The 17,788-nt window shown below is 70.9% G+C and carries 12 protein-coding genes; 3 read left to right on the forward strand and 9 right to left on the reverse strand.

Going from position 1 to position 17,788, the window contains the following annotated elements:
• Positions 1-111: 111 nt before the first annotated feature.
• Together lptM and lysA are read left to right on the forward strand one after the other, a co-directional pair.
• The gene (gene lptM, locus V5F75_RS03915) at positions 112-408 is read left to right on the forward strand and encodes an LPS translocon maturation chaperone LptM (protein WP_394033184.1); all 297 of its coding nucleotides are present in this window, start codon (positions 112-114) and stop codon (positions 406-408) included.
• Positions 409-460: 52 nt separating this feature from the next.
• Complete coding sequence (gene lysA / locus V5F75_RS03920) at positions 461-1,729, forward strand: diaminopimelate decarboxylase (protein ID WP_394033185.1); 1,269 nt, start codon at positions 461-463, stop codon at positions 1,727-1,729.
• 75 nt (positions 1,730-1,804) lie between these two features.
• Here the strand turns inward: lysA and V5F75_RS03925 are convergent, their stop codons facing one another.
• The 5 genes from V5F75_RS03925 to V5F75_RS03945 all read right to left on the reverse strand — a co-directional run bounded on the left by V5F75_RS03925 (position 1,805) and on the right by V5F75_RS03945 (position 9,123).
• Entirely contained in the window at positions 1,805-3,142 is a 1,338-nt protein-coding gene (locus tag V5F75_RS03925; RefSeq protein ID WP_394033186.1) for a putative bifunctional diguanylate cyclase/phosphodiesterase, read from the reverse strand.
• A 213-nt stretch (positions 3,143-3,355) separates the two neighbouring features.
• Complete coding sequence (locus tag V5F75_RS03930) at positions 3,356-6,022, reverse strand: bifunctional acetate--CoA ligase family protein/GNAT family N-acetyltransferase (RefSeq protein WP_394033187.1); 2,667 nt, start codon at positions 6,020-6,022, stop codon at positions 3,356-3,358.
• A 254-nt stretch (positions 6,023-6,276) separates the two neighbouring features.
• On the reverse strand, positions 6,277-6,858 hold the full coding sequence (locus tag V5F75_RS03935) for a response regulator (RefSeq protein ID WP_509212139.1): 582 nt from the start codon (positions 6,856-6,858) through the stop codon (positions 6,277-6,279).
• A 95-nt stretch (positions 6,859-6,953) separates the two neighbouring features.
• Positions 6,954-7,586, reverse strand: a complete 633-nt coding sequence (fixJ, locus tag V5F75_RS03940) for a response regulator FixJ (RefSeq protein WP_394033189.1) — start codon at positions 7,584-7,586, stop codon at positions 6,954-6,956.
• Positions 7,579-9,123, reverse strand: coding sequence for a PAS domain S-box protein (locus V5F75_RS03945; protein ID WP_394033190.1), 1,545 nt, complete (start codon positions 9,121-9,123; stop codon positions 7,579-7,581). Before V5F75_RS03945 ends, fixJ begins: the two co-directional genes overlap by 8 nt.
• Before the next feature lie 224 nt (positions 9,124-9,347).
• Between V5F75_RS03945 and V5F75_RS03950 the strand changes: the two genes are divergently transcribed.
• Positions 9,348-10,025, forward strand: coding sequence for a helix-turn-helix domain-containing protein (locus V5F75_RS03950; protein ID WP_394040906.1), 678 nt, complete (start codon positions 9,348-9,350; stop codon positions 10,023-10,025).
• A gap of 114 nt (positions 10,026-10,139) precedes the next feature.
• On the opposite strand, the gene hemN is transcribed toward V5F75_RS03950, so the two are convergent.
• From hemN to V5F75_RS03970, 4 genes are all read right to left on the reverse strand, one after another.
• Positions 10,140-11,540, reverse strand: coding sequence for an oxygen-independent coproporphyrinogen III oxidase (gene hemN / locus V5F75_RS03955; RefSeq protein ID WP_394033192.1), 1,401 nt, complete (start codon positions 11,538-11,540; stop codon positions 10,140-10,142).
• 174 nt (positions 11,541-11,714) lie between these two features.
• On the reverse strand, positions 11,715-15,347 hold the full coding sequence (locus V5F75_RS03960; protein ID WP_394033193.1) for a bacteriophage N4 adsorption protein A: 3,633 nt from the start codon (positions 15,345-15,347) through the stop codon (positions 11,715-11,717).
• 347 nt (positions 15,348-15,694) lie between these two features.
• Positions 15,695-16,708, reverse strand: a complete 1,014-nt coding sequence (locus tag V5F75_RS03965) for an alginate O-acetyltransferase AlgX-related protein (protein ID WP_394033194.1) — start codon at positions 16,706-16,708, stop codon at positions 15,695-15,697.
• A complete protein-coding gene (locus V5F75_RS03970; RefSeq protein ID WP_394033195.1) occupies positions 16,705-17,781 on the reverse strand; it encodes an alginate O-acetyltransferase AlgX-related protein in 1,077 nt (358 codons plus the stop codon). Before V5F75_RS03970 ends, V5F75_RS03965 begins: the two co-directional genes overlap by 4 nt.
• Positions 17,782-17,788 lie beyond the last annotated feature (7 nt).

Genomic DNA, 17,788 nt, shown 5'->3' on the forward strand with positions numbered 1-17,788 from the left:
CGTCGCGCGGTCATCTGGCGTGCGGTGCCGAAAAGGGGCCGTGAAGGGGGCTCGCCTTTGGCGCGGCACAGGTTATATTGGCCGCGAATTGACCGGATGGCCCTAAGCTCCATGTTTCGTCTCACCTTGCCCCTGGCGCTCGTCGCCGCCTTCGCCCTGGCGGCGTGCGGCGTGAAGGGTCCGCTTGAGCCGCCCCCCGGCGCTCCGGTCGCGACGCCGCAGGCGCAGGTGGCGCCGCCCCCCAACGTTCGCCACAGCGCGGGCGCCCTGGGCGGCTCCGCGACCGACATGGTCTCCAATTCCTCGACCCACGCGGCCTGGGAAAAGGACCAGAGAGGCGCCTCGGGTGATCCGCTGAAGGGCTACCCGCGGCCCGATCAGCCCTTCATTCTCGACGGCCTGCTCTGAGGCTGCCGGCGTCCCGGCCTGGCCCGGCGCGCAACGCGAAGACCTTCGTTCCATGCACCATTTCGATTACCGCGACGGACACCTCCACGCCGAGGGCGTGGACCTGGTGACCCTCGCGTCGGAAGTCCGCACGCCCTTCTACTGCTATTCCTCCGCCACGCTGGAGCGGCACTACAAGGTCTTCATGGAGGCCTTCGCCGATCGCGAGGCGCTGTTGTGCTACGCGCTGAAGGCCAATTCCAACCAGTCGGTCATCGCCACCCTGGCGCGGCTCGGCGCGGGGGCGGACATCGTCTCCGCGGGCGAGCTGCGGCGCGCGCTGGCGGCCGGCGTGCCGGGCGGCCGCATCGTCTTCTCCGGCGTCGGCAAGACGCGCGAGGAGATGGCGGAGGCCATCGCCGCCGGCATTCTCTGCTTCAACGTGGAGAGCGAGCCCGAGCTGCACGTGCTCTCCGAGGTGGCGACCGCCCTCGGGCGCACCGCGCCGGTCTCCATCCGTGTCAATCCGGACGTGGACGCCAAGACCCACAAGAAGATCTCCACCGGCCGCTCGGCCACCAAGTTCGGCATTCCCATCTCCCGCGCGCGGGAGGTCTACGACCTCGTGGCGCGCCTGCCCGGCCTCGCCGTCACCGGCGTGGACATGCATATCGGCAGCCAGATCACCGACATGGCGCCCGTGGAGAATGCCGTGGCGCTGCTGGCGGACCTTGCCCGCGACCTCATGGCCGCCGGCCACCGGCTGCACCACCTCGACCTCGGGGGCGGCCTCGGCGTGCCCTATGCGGCGAGCGACCCGGTGCCGCCGCCCCCCGCAGAATATGCCGCGGTGGTGCGCCGGGCCCTGGGCGGGCTCGACCTGCCGCTGGTGTTCGAGATGGGCCGCATGGTGGTGGCCAACGCCGGCATTCTCGTCACCCGCGTGCTCTATGTGAAGCATGGCGAGGGCAAGACCTTCGTGATCGTGGACGCGGCCATGAACGATCTCATCCGCCCCACCCTCTACGAGGCCCACCACGACCTCCTGCCCGTGGCCGAGCCGGCGGCGGACACCCCCACCATGGTGGCCGACGTGGTCGGGCCGGTGTGCGAGACCGGCGATTTCCTCGCCCTCGACCGCGAGATGCCGGACGTGAGGGCGGGCGACCTGCTGGCGGTGATGACCGCCGGCGCCTATGGCGCGGTGCAGGCCTCCACCTACAACACCCGCGCCCTGGTGCCGGAAGTGCTGGTGAACGGCACGGTGGCGGCCGTGGTGCGCCCGCGCGTGGACGTGGACGCCCTCATCGCCCTCGACAGCATGGCCCCCTGGCTCGGCTGAGCCGCCGGGGCGCCGCGCGCCATTCGAAAAGAGTCGGAAGCGGGCATGCCGCCGCGCGCCAGGGGGCAGGCGGCTTCAGGCGGTGGCGCGGCCGTGCTTGGCGATGAACGCCACCAGCGCGTCCTCGGTCATGGGGCGGCCCAGGTAGAAGCCCTGCACCTCGTCGCAGCGATCCGCCTTCAGGCTGGCGAGCTGGCTCTCGGTTTCCACCCCTTCCGCCACCACCTGCATGCCGAGCGCGCGGCCGAGGCCCAGGATGGCCTGCACGATGGCGAGCGCGCCCTTGCTCTGGTCGAGGTCGCCCACGAAGCTGCGGTCGATCTTGAGCGCGTCGAAGGGGAAGGTGCGCAGGTAGCCGAGCGAGGAATAGCCGGTGCCGAAATCGTCCATGGACAGGCGCACGCCGATGTTCTTGAGCTGCACCAGCACGTCGAGCGCCTTGTCGGTGTTCTCGATGAGCACGCTCTCGGTGATCTCCAGCTCCAGCCGGTGCGGCGCGAGATCGGTGGCCTTGAGCACCGAGCCCACGGTCTCCACCAGCTCGCCGCCGCGGAACTGCACCACCGAAACGTTGACCGAGACATTGAGGCCGGGCAGGCGGGCGATGGTGTCGCAGGCCTTGCGCAGCACCCATTCGCCCATGGGAACCACGAGGCCGCTCTTTTCCGCGAGCGGCACGAACTCGTCCGGCACCAGGCGGCCGAGCTGGGGGTGGTCCCAGCGGATCAGAGCCTCCACACCGATGATGCGCAGGGTGTCCGTGCTCCAGCGGGGCTGGAACAGGAGCACGAACTGATCCGAGATGATGGCGCGCCGCAGGTCCCCCTCCAGGGAGCGCCGGCCGCTGGTTTCCTCGTTCATCTCGGAGGTGAAGAAGCAGGAGACGCCGGGGCCGATGGCCTTGGCCCGCTCCAGGGCGAGCCCGGCGCGGTGCACCAGCGCTTCCGCCTCCTCGCCATCGGCGGGGGCCACGGCGATGCCCAGGGTCGCCTGGGGATAGAGCGTGGCCATGGCCAGCACCACGGGGGCGCTGAGGGCATTCTGCAGGCGGCCGCACAGGCGTTCGGCGGTCTTGGCATCGGAAAGGCCGGTGGCCACCAGCACGAATTCGTCGGCGCCCACCCGCGCCACGAGGTCGTTGTCGCGCACGCAGCGCTTGAGGCGCCGGGCCATCTCGGCCAGCACGGCATCGCCCGCGGCGGCGCCGAAGCTGTCGTTGAGCTGGCGGAAATTGTCGATGTCGAGGGTGACGACCGCGACCATGCGCGTCCCGTCCTGCGCCGCGTCGAGGGCGCCGGCCAGGAACTCCAGCATCAGCAGCCGGTTGGGCAGGTTGGTGAGGGGATCGTGCAGGGCGAGGTATTCCGACCGCCACGGGCCGCCCATCACATCGTCTGTGCTGTCAGTCGCCATCTCGCGCAAGCCGGTGAATGGGCCGCCGGATGCCCCATGGGGCGGGACCGGCGGCGGATGCTTCAGGATCGTCGCACGCCCCAGGCGCGCGGGCGTGCCGCGGGGCCAGCACACGTCGCGTGAAGCCCGCTCCCCCGGCGCCCATTCCGTGTGCAAGCCCGGATATTGTGCCCGCCGGCCAAGATCGTCAAGCCACCGCCGGTACGGGAGTCTTCACAGGGTGATGACGACGCGCATCACCGAGGGGTCCTCGCTGCTCGGCGCGACCTTGAAGCCCAGGTCCTCGGCCATGTGCAGCATGGGCCCGTTCTCGCGCATCACGTCGCCGAACACGCGCTTGAGGCCGCGGGCGCGGGCGTGGTCGAGGATCTCGGTCATCAGGCGGTAGCCGAGGCCTTTCCCCTTCATGTCCGAGCGCACCATGATGGCGTATTCCGCCTCCTCGCTGTCGGGATCGGCGATGATGCGCACGACGCCGCAGATGTCACCGCCTTCCTCCACCGCCACGAACGCCATCTCGCGGTCGTAGTCGATCTGTGACAGGCGGGCGGCCATGAGGTGGGGGAAGTCCTTCACCGAGCCGAGGAAGCGCATGCGCACGTCCTGCGGATCGGAGCGGCGCACCACGTCCACGAGGCCGGGCTCGTCCTCCGGCCGGATCGGGCGCAGGGTGACGAAATGCCCGTCGGTGAGGGGGATCTGCTTCACATGCTCCGGCGGATAGGGCCGGATGGCGAAGCGCTTCGTGCCGTCCTGCGCCGCCTCGTTCACCACGATGCGGGCATCGAGGGCGATCACCCCGTTCTCGTCCGCGAGCAGGGGGTTGATGTCGAGCTCGGCGATCTGCGGCAGGTCGGCCAGAAGCTCGCCGATCTTGATGAGGGTGGAGGCGATGGCGCCCATGTCCGCCGGCGGGTGGTCGCGGTAGCCGGCGAGCAGCCTGGACACCCGCGTGCGGGAGATCATCTCCCGCGCCAGCACGCCGTTGAGCGGCGGCAGGGCCACCGCCCGGTCGCCGATCACCTCCACCGCCGTGCCGCCCTGGCCGAACAGCACCACCGGGCCGAAGGTGGGATCGTTGGCGATACCGGCGATCAGCTCCTGGGCGTTGGGCCGGCGCACCATCTGCTGCACGGTGAAGCCGTCCACCCTGGCGGCGGGCCGCTTTTCCGCCACCGAGGCGATGATCTCGCGGCACGCGGCCTCCACCGCCGCCGGGCTGTGCAGGTCGAGCCGCACTCCGCCCACGTCGGATTTGTGGGTGATGTCGTGGGAGAGCACCTTCACCACCACCGGCAGGCCCATCTCGGCGGCGATGCGGCCGGCTTCCTCGGGGGTGGCGGCGATGCGGGTTTCCACCACCGGGATGTCGTAGGCCGCGAGCACGGCCTTCGCCTCGAACTCCCCCAGCGCCTTGCGCCCGGAGGCGAGCACCTCCTCCACGATCCGCCGTGCCTCCGCCCGGTCCGGCTCCTCGAAGGTGCGGGCGGGCGGGGTCTCCATCAGCAGGGTCTGGTTGCGCTGGTAGGCCACGAGGTGGCCGAAAGCGCGCACCGCCTCGTCGGGGGTCTCGTAGGTGGGGATGCGGCGGGCGGCGAACTTGCGCCGCACATCGCCGGCCGCGCTCTCGCCCAGCCAGCAGGTGAGCACCGGCGCGCGGGGGCGGGTTTCCAGCACTTCCATCACCGCATCGGCGGCGCCCTTGGCGTCGGTGACGGCGGTGGGGGAGTTCAGCACCAGCACGCCGTCCGTGCCCTTGTCGGCGAGCAGCGCCTTCAGCGCGTCGGCATAGCGCTTGGGCGGGGCGTTGGCGTGGATGTTGACCGGATTGGCGTGCGACCAGGTGGAGGGCAGCTCCGTATCGAGCTTGGCCACGGTCGCGGGCTCGAGGGTGCCGAGCTCGCCATCGATGTCCTCCAGCGCGTCCACCGCCAGCACGCCGGCGCCGCCGCCGTTGGTGAGCACCGCGAGCCGGTCGCCATGCAGGCGGATGCCGGAGGAAAGGGTGGTGATGGCCTCGAACACCTCGCGCAGCTCGGGCACGCGCAGCATGCCGGCGCGGCGGAAGGCGGCGTCATAGACGAGGTCGGCGCCGGCGAGCGCTCCGGTATGGGAAAGGGCGGCCTGGGCGCCGGCGGCGCTGCGCCCGGCCTTGATGACCACTACCGGCTTGGTGCGCGCCGCGATGCGCCCCGCCGACATGAACTTGCGCGCATCCGTGATGTTCTCGACATAGAGCAGGATGGCGCGGGTGGTGTTGTCGAGGGCGAGGTAGTCCAGCAGGTCGCCGAAGTCGATGTCGCCCTTGTCGCCCAGCGAGATGACGTGGGAGAAGCCGATGCCGCGGGTGCTCGCCCAGTCGAGCACGGCGTTGGCCATGGTGCGGGACTGGGTGACGAAGGCCACGTCGCCCTTGGCGGGCATGAGATGGGCGACGCTGGCGTTGATGCGGGCGCCGGTGGAGATGAAGCCGATGCAGTTGGGGCCGAGGATGCGCAGGAGATGGGGCTTGGCCGCATCCAGCATGCGCTGCATCACCTCGGTGCCTTCGAGCTTGATGCCCTCGCCGAAGGCGGCGGCCGTCACCACCGCCGCGCGGCAGCCCTTGGCGCCGAGGTCGGAGATGATCTGCGGCACCTGCTCGGGCTCCGCCGTCACCACGGCGAGATCCACCGGAATGGGCAGGTCCGAGACCTGCGCATAGTTGAGGGAGGAGCGCAGCACCCGCTCTTTGGCGTTCACCGTGAGGATGGGGCCGGGAAAGCCCGCCTCGAACAGGTTCTGGGCGATCACGGCGCCGATGGTGCCGGGCTTGTTGCTGGCCCCCACCAGGGCGATGGCGGCGGGGTGGAACAGGGCGTCGAGATTGCGGGTGGTCATGCCTGGCCTTCCGGTCGTCTGCGGCGCACGGGGTCGCTCCCGCGTCCAGTCATTTGATATCAGGGCCGGCCCATGAGGATCGCTCGCGGGCCTTCGGTCAAGCCCGCGCCGCGGCTTCGCGCGCGGCGGGGGAGGGTGGCCGGATGCCGCAGGCCTCCGACCGCCGCATCATGCCCGCGCAACGCGACGGGATGTCGACGCCCGCGCGGGCGTCGTGTGTCCGCAGGCGTCCGCCGGGCGGATGAGCAAGGGGGTCAGCAGGGCAGGGCGCGCACGAAGCTGTCGCGCACCGCTTCGCTGAGCTGGTTGCCGAGCAGCGGCTTCTCGATGATTGAGACGCCCTGGGCGTTCGCCCGCTGCCGCACGCTCTGGCTGGGATTGCTGGTGATGAGGAAGGACGGCAGGTGGACGTTGCGCCGGTCGAGCTCGCGCAGCAGCTCCAGGCCGTTCACCTCGGGCAGGTTGTAGTCGACGATCATGCAGCCGCAGTGGGGCAGGTCCGCCGCCATCAGCTCGTGGAAGCCGCCATAGGTGCGCACGTCGAAGCCGTCGAGCTCGAAGGTGAACTTCAGGGAGCTGCACACCGCCGCGTCGTCGTCCACGATGTGCACCACCCAGGGTGCGCTGGTGACCTGCGCCGCGTCGTCGCCGGGCTGTGTCGCGGGCACCGCGAAGGGCTGCATGATGCGGGTTGCCGCCATCGCCGGCTCGGGCCGCGCGGCGCGCGCCATGCGAATCGGCGGCGCGCATGTGCCGAAACCGGCATCGGCCAGGGCCTCGGTCGGGATCTCGGCTTCGCGCCGCGGCGCCGCTTCCACCTTGCACATCGAGTTCATCGGCAGGCCTCCCACGACCCGCTCGTGGGTCCACGTGGTCGGTGCGATCAAGCTAGCCGATCCGCCGCCGGCGTGGCCTTGAGTTAGATCAAGCCTCAGGCGGCACCGGGGGCGATGCCCGCGAGCAGCGCCATGCGCACCAGCTCCGAGAGGCTCTGGGCCTTCATCTTGGTCATCACGTTGGCACGGTAGACCTCCACCGTGCGCGGGCTGATGCCGAGGTCGTAGGCGATCATCTTGTTGGCCTGCCCGGCCACCAGGCATTCCAGCACCTGCCGCTCGCGCTGGGAGAGGGCGGCGATGCGCTCGTTCACCTCCTCGCGCATGGCGTCGTGCTGATGCACCTTGAGCATGCGCGCGAGAGCGGCCTTCACCGTGTCGAGGATGGCGACGTCGTCGAACGGCTTTTCCAGGAAGTCGGCGGCGCCGAGCTTCATGGCCTCCACCGCCAGCGGCACGTCGCCGTGGCCCGTCACCACGATCACCGGCACCGCCGAGCCCTTCTCCTTCAGGTGCTGGAGCAGCTCGATGCCGGTCATGTCAGGCATCCGCACATCGGTGATGATGCAGGAGGCGGTGGGATCGGCCGCCGGCAGGCCCGCTTCCACGAAGGCGCGGGCGGAGGCGTGCTCGTGCACCAGATGGCCGGCGGTGGCGAGCAGGAAGGCGAGCGACTGACGCACCGCCTCGTCGTCGTCGATGACGTGGATCACCGCGCTCTCAGGCATCGCTCTGCCCCTCCTCGCCGACCGCGCGCAGGGTGAAGCGGAAGACCGAGCCGCCCTCGGGGTTGGGCTCGGCCCAGATGCGCCCGCCATGGGCCTCGATGATGGTGCGGGAGATGGAGAGCCCCACCCCCATGCCGTGGCGCTTGGTGGTGATGAAGGGCGTGAAAAGCTGGTGGCTGATCTCGGGGGAGATGCCGGAGCCGGTGTCCATGACGCTCACCATCACCATGTCGTCCTCCGCCGGCTCGGACTGCACCAGAAGCTGCCGCCGGGGCGCTCCCATCATTGCTTCCAGGGCGTTGCGCATCAAGTTCAGCAGCACCTGCTGCACCTGCACCTTGTCGGCCAGGACCACATCGCATTTCGGGTCGAAATGGAACCGGACCTGGATACCATGTTCCTTGGCCCCCACCAAAGCGAGGGCGCTCGCCTCCTCCACCATCTTGGAGAGGCTCTCCAGCCGGCGCTCGCTCTCCCCGCGGGAAACGAAGTCGCGCAGGCGGCGGATGATCTGCCCGGCGCGCAGGGCCTGCTCGCCGGCCTTCTCCAGGGCGCCCTGGAGCATCTCGGTGCGCACCGCGCCGCCGTCCAGCAGCCGGCGCGAGCCCTTGATGTAGTTGGCGATGGCCGAGAGCGGCTGGTTCAGCTCGTGGGCGAGGGTGGAGGCCATCTCGCCCATGGCGGTGAGGCGGGAGATGTGCACCAGCTCGGCCTGCAGCTCCTGCAGGCGGGCCTCGGTCTCCTGCCGTTCGGTCAGGTCGCGGATGAAGCCGGTGAAGAAGCGCTGGGAGGCGGAGCGCATCTCGCCCACTGAAAGCTCCATGGGGAAGGTGGAGCCGTCCTTGCGCTCGCCCACCACCACGCGGCCGATGCCGATGATGCGCTGCTCGCCGGTGCGGAGGTAGCGGGTGATGTAGCCGTCGTGCCCTTCCCGGTGGGGGGAGGGCATGAGGATGGAGACGTTCTGCCCCACCGCCTCCTCGGCGGCGTAGCCGAACAGGCGCTCGGCGGTGGCCGAGAAGGACTGCATGACGCCCCGCTCGTCGATCACCACCATGGCGTCGGGCACGGTGCTGAGAATGGAGGAGAGGTGGGCCTCCCGCGCCAGCAGGTCGCGGTTGCGCGCGGCGGCGTCGAGCCGGGTGCGGCGCAGGCGCTCGCCGCTCACCGCGATGCCGGCGCCGACCGCCGCGCCCAGCAGCACTGAGGGCCAGCCGGGCGGGCCGAAGCCGGGCGCCAGCAGCGCCAGCAGCAGGCCGCCGCCCCAGGCGCCGGCGAGCGCCGCCAGCGCGGTGGCGAGCCCGAACCCGCTCACGAGGAGAACGCCGGCCAGCAGCACCAGCAGGCCCGGCGCCTCGAACGGGGGCAGGTGCAGCAGGTGGCACAGGGCGAGCGTTACCGCGGCGGTGCCGAGGCCCCGTCCCAGATTCAGCGCCAGGCCCTGTGGCAGGCCCGGGGCGCGTGCCGCCTCCGGAACCGCCGTGTTCCCTTCCGTCAACGCCGCGACCTCACCCGTGTCCGTGCCGGGGCGCGCCATGCCCCATCCCTTGCGTGGTCACGCGCCCCGCCGGTCGTCCGGCAGGGTCGCGGCAGCCTCGCGCGCCACGCGTTCATACCTTGTTACGCAATCGTCGTGCCTCCGTAAACCTACCTAAGGGGCACGACTTAAGTGTTCTGTCCGAATATCCCGCAAGGCGGCCGGCGCGTATCCCTGGTATCGACTTCAGGAGGGTTTTTCCGATGCCGAGCCCCGCTGCCGCAATGACCCAAAAGGGATATGTCCCGTCGTTGCCGCCCGCCCAGTGGAGCGACGATCTGGCCCCGCGCGCCCCGCGCGACATCCTCGCCGCCCTCGGCGTGGTGACCTCCTTCGACCGCAATTCCGAGATCTTCGCCGAGGACGCCCCGGCGGAGCACATCTTCATCGTGTTCTCGGGCACGGTGCGCATCTGCAAGCTGCTCGGCGACGGCCGCCGCCAGATCGAGACCTTCTGTCTCGCCGGCGACGTGTTCGGCTGGGAGACCGCCGCCCGCCACCGCTTCTCCGCCGAGGCGGTGAGCGAGTGCAAGGTGGTGCGGGTGAAGCGCTCCATCCTGTTCGCCCGCGCCAGCGACGATCCCGATCTCGCCCACGCCCTGTGGGCGCTGACCGCCGCCGAGCTGACCCGCGCGCAGAACCACCTCCTGGTGCTCGGCCGCAAGACCGCCCAGGAGCGGGTCGCGACCTTCCTGCTGGACATGGCCGAGCGCTCGGCCGTGGGCGGCAGCGAGGTGACCCTGCCCATGTCCCGCCAGGACATCGCGGACTATCTCGGCCTCACCATCGAGACCGTCTCGCGCACCCTCACCCACCTGGAGGAAACCGCGGCCATTGCGCTGCCGTCCTCGCGGCGGGTGCTGCTGAAGGACAGCGGCGCGCTGCGCGGCCTGAACGCCTGAGACTTCCGCTTACGCCCGGCCCGGCCGGGCGCTCTCTTCCGGGGTCCCCGCCCCGGGCGGCGCGGCGGCACCGTCATCTCGGCCGCCATGCCCTTTCCTCGGCACGCTCCTGCATCACACCGCAGCGGCGTGCCTTTTCTTTTCCGGCTCCTGCGCCTGCGCGGCCCTGAGGCGCGGGTCGAATGCCGCGCACACCACGCGGGTGAAGGCGCGCGCCGCTTCCGGCACCTCCACCACCCGGCCGTGACGCAGGGCGAGCCCGTCCGCCACCAGGGGGGCGAGGGCGTCGAGCTCCGCGTCGAACATCTCGGGCGCCATGCCGTGGGCGGCGGCGAGGGCGCCGAGGTCCACCTTCAGGTCACACATCAGCCGCTCGATCACCGCGCGGCGCAGCCGGTCCTCGTCCGTGAGGGCGATGCCGCGGGCGATGGGCAGGCCGCCCGCTTCCACGGCTTGGTGCCATTGCGCGGTGCCGGGCACGTTCTGCACGTAGCCCTGCGGCAGCGCGCCGATGGAGGAGGCGCCGAAGCCCAGCAGCACCGGCGCGTCGTCGGTGGTGTAGCCCTGGAAGTTGCGCTTCAGCGTGCCCGCCTCCGCCCGCTGCGCCATGGGGTCGGAGGCGCGGGCGAAATGGTCGAGCCCCACCATGCGGTAGCCGCGCGCCGCCAGCAGGGCCGAGACCAGCTCCGCCTGGGCGAGGCGTTCGTGCGGGCCGGGCAGGTCGGCTTCGGGGATGAGTGTCTGGTGCTTCTTCATCCACGGCACGTGGGCATAGCCGAACACGGCGATGCGGTCCGGGTCGAGGCCGAGCGCCGCCTCCACCGTCCGCTGCACGGATTGCGCGGTCTGGTGCGGCAGGCCGTACATGAGGTCGAGGTTGATGGCGGTGATGCCGGCGGCGCGCAAGGCGTCGGCCACGGCCTTCGTCTCGGCATAGGACTGGCGCCGGCCGATGGCGGCCTGCACCTTCTCCTCGAAATCCTGCACGCCCAGGCTGGCGCGGTTGAAGCCCTCGCGCGCCAGCACCGCGACCTTCCCGGCATCCATGGTGCGCGGGTCGATCTCGATGGCGATCTCGGCGTCGGGCGCGAAGTCGAAGGCGCGGCGCAGGGCGCCCATCACGCGGGCGAAATCGGCGTCGGCGAGCATGGTGGGGGTGCCGCCGCCGAAATGGAGGTGCTTCAGCTTCAGCCGCCCCGGCAGGTGCGCGCGCGCGCGGGCGATCTCCTCCTCCAGGCGCTCGGCGTAGGCGGAAACCGGTCGGGCATTGTGCACCACCGCGGTCTGGCAGCCGCAATAGAGGCACAGCTCGGCGCAGAACGGCACGTGGACGTAGACCGAGACCTCGCTTCCGGCCGGAACGGCGGCGAGCCAGGCGGCATAGGTCTCGCCCGTCACCGCGGCGGAGAAGTGGGGCGCGGTGGGGTAGGAGGTGTAGCGCGGCACCGGCCGCCCGTAGCGGGCGAGCAGCTGTGCCGTGTCGAGGGGCGCGTGCGCCGTTGCGGAAGCGGTCATGGCATCGTCTCGGGGCTGACGGGGCTGTGTCATGTCATCCATGTGCCCCGCGCCGCGCAACCGCTTTGACCTGCCGCAAGAAGTCGCCACCCCGGTAGCGCGGGACCCGCGAAAATGAAGCGGGGGCCGCAAGGGCCCCCGCCGTGTCTCCGCCGGACGGTGCCGCCGCCGGCCTCAATAGGAGAGGAAGGCGCCGGCGAACAGGCCCTCGGCGCGGTCGTCTCCGGCCAGCTTGAAGCGATACTGGGCCACCAGGTCCACATAGGAGTGCGGCGCCTGGTACTCATCCTCGTTGAACCAGTAGCGCAGGCTGACGCCGGGGCCGACACCGAGGGCGAAGGGCGTGGCGTAGCCGTTGTCATAGGCGCCGCCGATGGCGAGGAACGGCCACAGCACCATGTGGTCGTTGATGGAGTCGAGGCGGAAGGCGTGGCCGTAGCGTGCCTCGAAGCTCGCGATCGTCTCCGGCAGCATGGTGTAATAGTTGACGTCGGCATAGATCTGCCACGCCCGCCAGTTGGGCTCGTCCACCCTCAGGTCCGTGCCCTCGCCCTTGGAGTAGGCGGCGCGCAGCAGCACGTCCTGCCGCGAGGTGCCGCCGGTGGGGAATAGGTAGGACACCTCCAGCACCAGGTTCTCGGTCTTGAACGGCTTCCAGCGCGCGCCCACGCTGCCCTGGAAGGTGTCGAAGCCGGTGGGGCCGCCATTCTCGTCATAGAGCGTGGTGAAGCCGCGCACGAACAGCTCGAACAGGGCGCCGTCGCGGTAGCCGATGCCCGGCGGACGCCAATAGATCTCGCCGCCGCCACCCAGGGTGTGAGAGGCGCCCTGGGACGGCGAGGCGAGGTAGGAGCCCGGCGCGATGCCCACCGCGCCGTAGCTGATGGACGCATAGGCGCCCCAGGTGCGGCTCAACTCCGCCACCTCGCGCCTGAGGCCGAAGAGATACTGCGGGTCGAGGGGCAGGTCGCCCTTGCGGTTCTCGTCGATGGCGCGCTTGAAATAGTCCACCGCCACCGTGTTGTTGTAGGTGCGCCGGGCGTTGTAGGCGGCATTGATGAGGTTGGTGCCCCGAAGCTGCCACTTGTCGTTGGCCTGCTTGAAGTATTGGAAGGCCAGCTCGTCCTCGCCCGCCTGGCTCGCCAGCACCGCGAGGTCCACCGTGCGCATGTTCTTCAGGTCGCCGCGCTCGTAGGCGGCGGCGAACAGCGCCTGCGCCTCCTCCTTGCGGCCGAGCTGCACCAGCAGGTTGACGCGGGCGGTGAGCATGGCGTTGCGCTGCTCCAGGCCCTGGGCCCGGCGCGCGGCCGCCTCGAAGGCCGAAAGCGCGGCCTCCTTCTCGCCGAGCGCGAGATAGGTGTAGCCGAGGCGCGCCTGCACGTCGTAGCTCTGGTCGCCCGCCATGGACTGCAGCATGGAGAGGGCGAGCTCAGGGTCCTTGGCCTGGAGCGCCGCGTCCACCAGGGCGAGGCGCACCGTGCGCGCCTGCGCCGCCGGCAGCTGGCCCGAGGCCAGGGCGGCGCGGAAGTCGCGGATGGCGGCGGCGTATTGGCGCGCCTGCATGCGCAGGTTGCCGCGCTGCACCAGCAGCGCCGCGTCGCGCGGGCTCGCCGCCAGGAGCTGGTCCAGGATGCGCTCCGCCTCCGCGTAGCGGCCGGACGCCATCAGCGCGTTCATGAGCAGCATGCGATAGCTGTTGTTGCCCGGCTCGGCATCGATGGCCTTGCGGATCTCGCGGACGGCGGTGGCATAGTCGCGGCGACCGAACGCGGTGTAGGCCGCGCTGGCAGCGGCGTAGCCGGGGCTCGCCGGGTTGAGGCCGGCACCGCCCGGCCCGCCGGGGGCGCCGAAGAACACCGAGCAGATCACCCCGTACTTGGTGGGCTGGCACAGCACGGTGGGCGCCACCAGCGCCGGGCGCTTCATGTTCGGGGTCTTCGCCAGCGCCTCGGCGGTGCGGCGGTAGGCGGTGACGTCCTTGTTCTTGGCGTCGTCGAGGGGCTGGAGGATCTTCAGAGCCTCCTCGCCCTGGCCCGCCGCCAGCGCGGCATTGGCGGCGATGAGGCGGAAGTTCGCCTCCTCCACGTCGGTCAGGATGTTGGAGGCGAGGACCTTGTCGAACTCCGAGACCGCTTCCGGGCGCCGGTCGAGCTTGTCCAGCAGCCACGCGTTCAGCAGGCGCGGCAGGGGGTCGTTCTCGTCCTCCGCTACCGCGGCGGCGGCCTCGATCTGCGCGTCCTGGGTCTGGCCGGAGGCCATCAGGGCGTTGATGAGGATGAGGCGGAAGGGCATCACGTTGGGCGCGCGCTCCACCGCCTTGCGGGCGAGGGCGGCGGCGTTCTTCGGCCGGCCGGCGGTCAGCTCCTTGATGGCCTGGGTGGCGTCGGGCTCGGCGATGCGCTTGTCGGTGACGGCGCGCAGGGCCTGGAGCGAGGGGTCCTCGCCGGCCTTGGCGACGGCGTCGTTGATGGCCGCCTCCAGCTCCTTCAGCTTGCCGGCGCGCTCCAGGGTGTCGATGAGCAGGCGGTGCCAGGCGGCGTTCTTCGGGTTGAGCTGCAGCGCCTCGCGGATGCGCTTCTCGGCGGTGGCGTCGTCGCCGTTGCGATAGGCCTCGAACGCGTCCTGGGCGGCGTAGAAGCCGGGGGTGTCGGTGACGCCGCTGCCGGGCGGCGCGTCGGCGGGCACCAGGGCGCAGGCCGGCCCGTAGGGTGTGTCCATGCACTTCTGGTAGGGCACCGGCAGGGTCTGGTTGGCCTTGTCGGGGATGATGCGCGGGTTCTTCTGCGCCGCCCGCGCCACCGAGAGGCGCGAGAGCACGGCCTTGTCGCCGCTGTCGGCCAGGGGCTCCAGCAGCTTCAGCGCGCGGTCCACATGGCCGACGGAAAGGGCGGCGTCCGCCATGATGACGCGGACGTCACGCTCGGTGTCGCCGGTGAGGACCTCGTCCTTGAGCGCCTCGTCGAAGTCGCGCTCGGCCTCCGCCACATGGCCGAGGCGCACGCGCAGGAAGCCCCGCAGGGTGCGCGGCAGGAACGAGCGGGGGTCCACCTCCACCGCGTCGCTGGCGGCCTTCTCGGCCGCCTCGTAATTCTTCTGGGCGATCAGGGCATAGACCAGCAGCATGCGGTAGCTGAGGTCGTCCGGCACCAGCATGATGGCCTTGCGGGCCTCGTCGACCGCCTTGGCCGGGTCGTTGGCCTCCAGCGCCTTGTTGGCGGCGAGGGAGGGCGCCTGCGCCAGCATCTTGCTCTGCGCGATCAGACGGGCTCTCAGCGCCTGGTCCTTCACGCCGGCCGCGATCGCCTCGTTGCCGGCCGCCACCGATTCGGCCAGCTTGCCCTCGGCGTCGAGGGAATCCATCAGCAGCACCCACATCTGCGGCGCGTCCGGCCGCAGCCGCAGCACTTCGCGCGCGAGGTAGGCGGCGCGGGCGAAATTCTTCTGCTGGAAGGCCTGGTAGGCCTGGTTCGCGGTGTTCCAGGCCGCGCCCGTGAGGGCGGGAGCCACCGGCTCCATGCCATCCGCCGCGGGGGGCACGGCAGCGGGCGCCTGCGCCTGCGGGGCCGGAACGGGGTTCACCGCACCCGGCGCCGCGGTGGCGGGGGCCGGGGTGGGAGCGGCGGGGGTGGGCGCCCCCACGACCGGCTGGCCGCCGGGCTGGGCCTGTGCCGCGCCCACCGCGCCCAGGGCGAGCGCGCTGACCGATGCGGCCAGCATCAGCCCCCGTGCGAGCCGGTGCGGAAGCGGCGTGCCTTCCCGGCGCAGGGCGGGAAGATGGACGAGGGGAGACTGGATGGCGGTCATCATGGCACCACCATCGCCGATACTACTTAAAGTGCGGTTAAGCTTAACAAGTATTGCAAAGTTAAGATGAAGTAAAAATCGCCTTTGCGGCTTTACGTTCCATTAAGGCCGTCCCGGTGATGACGCGGCGGTCCCCAGGCGCCGCTCTTTTCCTTGAGGGACAAGGCATTGCCCCCCGGCGCGCGGCAGCGGCCGAGGGGTGAAGGTCCTCGGCGCCCGGTCATGCCAGTGCCGGGAAGGTTTAAAAAGAATGAAGGCCGGGCCGCGTCACGCCGCGGGCCCGGCCTCTCTCACGTGGGCCGCCTCGGGCCCCGGCAGTCGTCTGCGGATCAGCTCACCCGCATATCAGCTCACTTGCGGATCGCCGCCTGCATCCGGTCGCGGAATTGCTGCGCGGTCATGATGGACGAGGCGTCCCACTGGTCGGTCGCCTCGGGCGAGGAGTGGAAGGGGCCCTCGTTGAACTGCCACACCACCACCTGGGGCGGGTTGCGGGCGAAGTCCGGCGCGCTCACGAACTGGAGGAAGGTGACCCAGGGGCCCACGTTGCCGGGATTCCAGGTGAGGGCCACCGGGCGGTCGAGGGCGCTCGAGAGCTTCTGCGGAAAGCCGAGGTAGGGCTGCACGAAGCTGTTGCCCACCACGTGCACCGGCGCGGGGCCGCCGTCCACCAGGCCGCCCTTGGCCTCGGCCTGCATGCGCACGGTGTAGAGATCGGGGCCCACCTGCTTCTGCTGGTCCGGGGTGAGGAAGCGCTCGGCGAGGTCGCCCAGGTGGCGCTGGGTAACCCACTGGCCGAGCTTGTCGCCGCCGCCCGCCGCTCCGGCCAGCTTGACGCCGCTCGCCTTGATGGCCTGGGCGACCGTGTCGGCCGCCGCCTCGGCGGACCACGCGCTCCAGTGGTAGTCGGCGCGGTAGAAGATGACCTGCTTGCCGGTCTGGACCGATTTCAGCGCCGGCCGCAGGTCCACGGTGTCCAGCCCCGCCTTCTTCAGCTCGCCGAGGATGTAGTCGTACTGGCCGGAAACCTCGGCCGAGATCCTGGTGCTGTCCGGCAGCTTGTCGGCGTAGAAGCTCGCCTTCAGGGGCACCACGATGGGCATCAGCCTGATGTTCTTGGCGGCGAGCGCGGCCTGGGTGTCCTTCAGCAGGGCGATGGTGCGGGCGATGCCGGCCTTGTCGAGCACGGCAAGGCTCTCCCAGCCGGGGAACAGCCAGCCGCCCTGGCCCTGGATGACGCCGCTCTGGGCCGCGGCCGGCAGGGTGGCGGCCGCGAGCCCCGCCGTGGCGAGGCCGAAAGCGAGGGCGGCGCTGCGCAGCAGCTTCATGGCGGTGCCGAGAGGTCGCGGGGAAAGGTGCGTCATCGGTCGTCTCCCAGGAATTTGCGTTCGGCGGGCGTCAGCGGGTGGGCCAGGGCGCGCAGGGGGAATTCCCACACCACGAGCCGGGTCTGGTCCAGCAACTGGGGCTCCTTGGTGAGGATGTCGAGGAGGGCACCGGCGAAGCCGCCGCCGCTCTGGCTCTTCTGCGCCACCTCGCGGTCCAGCGTGTCCTGCAGGTAGTCGAGGAAGCCGGAATTGTTGGAGAAGGAGGAGCCGGCGAGCAGCACGGTGGGCGCCGGCACGTCGTCGAGGAGCCCGCCGGAGCGGGTGAATTCGGTGGAGACCTCCGCCTGCCGGTCGGGCTGCGGGCCGGACCAGGGCCAGGTGCGCGAGAGGCCGGCGATGCGCATCAGGTCGCCGATATGGTCCTTCGGCTCGCCCACCACCACCCGCGCCGGCTGCGTGCCGGGGCCGAGATGGGCGGTGACGTGCTCGGCCACGCGGTGCGCGGCGAAGGCGGCGCCGTCGTCGCTCCAGTGGGTATCGGTGCGCAGGAAGCCGCCCTCGGGCCAGTTGGTGGCGATGTCCACCTGCTCCAGGCCGATGTCCGCGGTCGCGCGCCGCCAGGCCTCGGGACGCGCGCGCGCCTGGGCGGCGACGGAAAGGCGGCACAGGCCCGCGCGGGCGAGGTCCGCCTTGTCCGGAATGGGCAGCACCACCAGCGTCACGCCCTTCGCCTCCACCGCCGCCTTGATTTTCGCGGCGAGCCTGGCGCGCGCGTCGAGCAGCTTGGGGGCCTCGCGCAGGGAGATCAGCTCCTCGGCCAGGAACAGCCAGCCGGGGCAGCCGGCGCGCACCTGCGGGCCGGCATCGCCGAGCATGCGGTAGGAGAGGCCGGCGACGACATCCTCCAGGTCCTGGGTGCTGGGAAGCGCCTCCGTCACCGCCTTGTCGACGGCGCCGGCGAGGGAGCCGTCCAGCACGCCCTTGAGGCTGGCCTGCGCGGCGATCCGCTGGCCCGCCGGCCCCGCGAGATGGACGGCGACGAAGCCCAGCCCGGCCAGCATGAGGGCGAGGAAGGCCAGGGTGGCGACGACGCGGGCGAGGCGAGCCATGTTATCC

The sequence above is a fragment of the Xanthobacter albus genome (assembly GCF_043194895.2).
In the GTDB taxonomy this organism is placed as follows: domain Bacteria; phylum Pseudomonadota; class Alphaproteobacteria; order Rhizobiales; family Xanthobacteraceae; genus Xanthobacter.